At 70.0% G+C, this 4,317-nt stretch carries 3 protein-coding genes; 2 read left to right on the top strand and 1 reads right to left on the bottom strand.

What is annotated here, in order from left to right; all coding sequences use genetic code 11:
* Positions 1–197 precede the first annotated feature (197 nt).
* Positions 198–1,433: an ABC transporter substrate-binding protein gene (locus FV233_RS28265; protein WP_147855399.1), complete on the bottom strand. Its 1,236-nt coding sequence runs from the start codon at positions 1,431–1,433 to the stop codon at positions 198–200.
* 272 nt (positions 1,434–1,705) lie between these two features.
* Here FV233_RS28265 and cpaB point away from each other — a divergent pair, with 272 nt between their 5' ends.
* Entirely contained in the window at positions 1,706–2,530 is an 825-nt protein-coding gene (gene cpaB, locus FV233_RS28270) for a Flp pilus assembly protein CpaB (protein ID WP_147899500.1), read from the top strand.
* A gap of 5 nt (positions 2,531–2,535) precedes the next feature.
* Positions 2,536–4,059 (top strand): type II and III secretion system protein family protein, encoded by a 1,524-nt coding sequence (locus tag FV233_RS28275; RefSeq protein WP_147899501.1) that lies wholly within the window; start codon positions 2,536–2,538, stop codon positions 4,057–4,059.
* The last annotated feature ends 258 nt before the right edge of the window (positions 4,060–4,317 follow it).

Genomic DNA, 4,317 nt, shown 5'->3' on the forward strand with positions numbered 1-4,317 from the left:
CTCCCGATCCGGCCTGAAGGCCGGCCCACCCTCCCCCGCAGAGGGGGGAGGGAGACGCGTCTGGGGTTAGCCTTGGCCCAAATCCGGCAGCGATGTGAGAATATCGTAGCCCGTGCGGGAAAGGGAGCGCGTCGCGTTCTGCAAGAGCAAGAGCCTTCAAATCCTTGACGGCCCTCGCCTCACGATAAGAGCGCCTATTACTTCGCCGCCGCCGTCAGCGGGCAGCCGCTCTCGGCCGGGCTCGCGTAGGCTTCCTTGCCCGGGATGGTCGCGAGTTGCTTGTAGAGGTCCCACGGGCCCTTCGACTCGGCCGGCTTCTTGACCTCGAACAGGTACATGTCGTGCACCATGCGGCCGTTCGGCTGCACCGTGCCGCCATGGGCGAACACGTCGTCCACCGGGAGCGCCTTGAGCTTGGCGTTGACCGCCTCGGTCTCGTCGGTGCCGGCGGCCTTGACGGCCTTCAGGTAGGACAGCACCGCCGAGTAGGTGCCGGCCTGGATCATGTTGGGCATCCGACCGGTGCGCTTCATGTAGCGCTGGCCGAAGGCGCGGGTCTCGTCGTTGGCGTCCCAGTACCAGCCCTCGGTCAGGGTCAGGCCCTGCGCGACCTTGAGGCCGAGCCCCTCCACCTCCGAGAGGGTGAACAGCAGGGCCGCGAGCTTCTGGCCGCCCTCGACGATGCCGTACTCGGCCGCCTGCTTGATCGCGTTGGAGGTGTCCAGCCCGGCATTGGCGAGCCCGATCACCTTGGCCTTCGAGCCCTGCGCCTGGAGCAGGAACGAGGAGAAGTCCTGGTTCGAGAGCGGGTGGCGGACGCTGCCCAGCACCTTGCCGTTGTTGGCCAGCACCACGCGGCTGGTATCGGCCTCCAGCGCCGAGCCGAAGGCGTAGTCGGCGGTGAGGAAGAACCAGGTGTCGCCGCCGGCCCGGGTCAGCGCGCCGCCGGTGCCGACCGCCAGCGCGCGGGTGTCGTAGGCCCAGTGGTAGCCGTAGGGCGTGCACGCCTTGCCGGTGAGGTCGCTGGAGGCCGCCCCGGTGGTGATCGTGATCTTCTTCTTCTCGCGGGACAGGCCCTGGACCGCCAGCGCCACCGACGAGGTGGTCAATTCCATGATCGCGTCGACGCCGTCGCGGTCGTACCATTGCCGGGCGATGCCCGAGGCGATGTCCGGCTTGTTCTGGTGGTCGGCCGCGAGGATCTCGATCGGCACGCCGTCGACCTTGCCGCCGAAATCCTCCACCGCCATCCGGGCGGCTTCCACCGAGCCCTGGCCGCCGAACTGAGCATAGAGGCCGGACTGGTCGTTGAGCACGCCGATGCGCAGCGCGTTGCCCGAGAAGGCGCCGGCCGCGGCACCCTGTGCGGCCGCCGGGCCCGAGCCCAGAGCCAGGGCGGTGGCCAGCACCGCACCGCCAAATGTCCTGATCATGTCACTCCCCGGCATGTTTTGCCCGGATGATCCGAGCACCCGATTCTGACGCGGGTTCGGCCGCAGACTATTGCAGCCGCGGATGCTGCGCCACGGCCAGGATTGAGCCGCGCGTGAGAGATCGCGCCGGTTGTGACCGACCCGGCAACCGCCCCGTTTCCGGACCGTATCCGACCGGGACAGTTATAATACCTTAACCATAAGTACACGAATGGCCCCGCAGGGTCCGGGGATGGACGGCAATTCGGCCGTCTCCGGCGCGTGGCGATGCGATGAATCCAGCCCGTCTCGCCGTCCTCGGCATCGCCCTCGCAGCGGGCAGCGGGGCGGCCTTCCTGATGAGCGGCGGCGACCCGCCTCCGCCGCCGCCGGCCCCGAAGGCCGAGCTGCCGCCGCCGCCTCCGGTGACCGAGGTGCTGGTGGCCGCCGCCGACATGCCCATGGGCCAGGTGCTGCGGGCCGCGGACCTGCGCTGGCAGCCCTGGCCGGACGCCGCGATGACGGCGGGCTACATCAGCCGCAAGGACAACGCGAAGGCGCTGGACGAGACGGTCGGCGCCTCCGTGCGTTCGGGCTTCCTCGCCGGCGAGCCGATCCGGGCGCAGAAGCTGGTCCGGCCCGACAGCGGGTTCATGGCCGCGATCCTGCCCTCCGGGATGCGCGCGGTCGCCATCGTCACCGACAGCCGCGGCACCAACTCCGCCGGCGGCTTCATCCTGCCCAACGACCGCGTCGACGTGATCCGCACCTTTCGCGACGACGCGAACTCCCGCGCCAACAACAGCGAGGTGCAGCTCTCCCAGACCATCCTGACCGATATCCGCGTCCTGGCGATCGGTCAGCTGATCCAGGAGAAGAACGGCACCAACGTCGTCACCGGCGAGACCGCCACGCTCGCCGTCACCCCCGCCCAGGCGGAGACACTGACACTCGCCCAGAAGGTCGGCTCGCTGTCGCTGTCGCTGCGCAGCCTCGCGGATGCGGGACGGCCGCCCGAGCCCCCCGAAGCCCAGCCGGGCGAGGCCGCGATGGCGCAGACGCCCGAACCCGGATTGACCGTCGTGCGCTTCGGCGTCGCGCGGCAGCAGACGCCGTGATCCCCATGACCGACCTGCCGACCCTCCTCCGTCCGGCGCGCGTCCTCGCGCTGCTCGCCCTGGTGGCCGGGGGCCCCGCCCTCGGGCAGGAACGGCCGACGCTCGGGCCCGCCCCGGTGCTCACCGTCGGCTCGGCGGAGGCCGCCTCGTCCCGCCGGGTCGAGCTGACCGCCGGCCGCTCGGTGATCGTCGACCTGCCGCGGGACGCCAAGGAGGTGTTCGTCGCCAACCCGGCGGTGGCCAACGCGGTGGTCCGCTCGACCCGGAAGGTGTTCGTGATCGGCATGGCCGACGGCGCGACCTCGATCTTCATCCTCGACGCCGAGGGCCGCCAGATCGCCGCCCTCGACGTGACCGTGGCCCGGGACCTGAACCTCGGGACTTTGCGCGAACTGCTCGGCCAGAGCATCCCGGGCGGTCGCTTCGACGTGCGCTCGTCGGGCGCCTCGGTCCTGCTGTCGGGTTCGGTCAACTCCTCCTCGGACGCCCAGCAGGCGATCGACATCGCCAACGCCTTCGTCGGCCTGGGCGGGGCCGCGGCCGCCACCGGTGCGCCGAGCGGCGGCGTCTCGGCCGGGGCGCGGGGCGCGGTGATCAACAACCTGACGATCCGCAACAAGGACCAGGTGATGCTCCGCGTCACCGTGGTCGAGGTGTCCCGCAACGTCCTGAAGCAGTTCGGGATCAACATGACCGGCAATTGGTCGGCCTTGAATCCGCTCGGGTCGGCGGCGTCGCCGGCCCTGACCAACAACCTGCCGTTCCCGATCACGGGCGGAACGACACCCACCGGCAACCAGATCCAGGCCTCGATCCAGGGGGCCGGCTTCTCGCTGCAGGCGACCCTCAAGGCCTTCGAGCAGGCCGGTGTCTCACGGGTTCTGGCGGAGCCGACGCTGACCGCGATCTCCGGTGAGGCGGCGAAGTTCTTGGCCGGCGGCGAGTTTCCGGTGCCTTCCGCGGCATCGAGCTGTGTCGGCGGCATCTGTTCTGCGCCGGGGATCACCTTCAAGCCCTACGGTGTGGCGTTGAGCTTCACCCCCGTTGTGCTGGCCGACAACCGCATATCGATCCGCGTCGCCACCGATGTGACCGAGATCGATCCCCAGAACAGCTTCAACTACACGAACGACGGCGTCACCACCGCCATCCCGGGCACCCGGGTGCGCCGTTCCGAGACCACGGTCGAGTTGCCCTCGGGCGGCGTGATGATGACCGCCGGCCTGATCCAGCAGGTCAACAAGCAGGCGATCACCGGCCTGCCCGGCCTGGTCAACCTGCCGATCCTCGGCACGCTGTTCCGGTCCCGGGACTACCAGCGCATGGAGACCGAGCTGATGATCATGTGCACCCCCTACATCGCCCGGGCGATGGAGCCCAAGCAGGTGACCCGGCCCGACGACAACTTCGTCGACGCCACCGACGGGCAGGCGGTGCTGCTCGGGCAGGTCAACCGCCTCTACGGCAAGGTCGGCGCCGCCCCGCTCGGGCGCACCTATCGTGGCCGCGTCGGCTTCATCGTCGAGTAGCGCCCCGCTTCCAGGACCGGATCCATGACCGTGCGTCCCTCGCCCCGCCGCGCTGCCCCAATCTTGCGGAGCCTTGCGATGTCCATAGGCCGACCCGTGTGCGACGCGCCGCCTCGCCTCTGCCGAGCGGGTGGCGATGTTGACACTTCGCTGCCGGACGAGGTCACCGGCCAGGGACACGCGCATCTCCCTCTCCCCTCTGCGGGGGAGGGTGGCCCCCGAAGGGGGTCGGGAGAGGGGCAGCGCGACGCTGGAGGA

Origin of the sequence: Methylobacterium sp. WL7, assembly GCF_008040085.1 — a bacterium.
GTDB lineage: Bacteria > Pseudomonadota > Alphaproteobacteria > Rhizobiales > Beijerinckiaceae > Methylobacterium > Methylobacterium mesophilicum.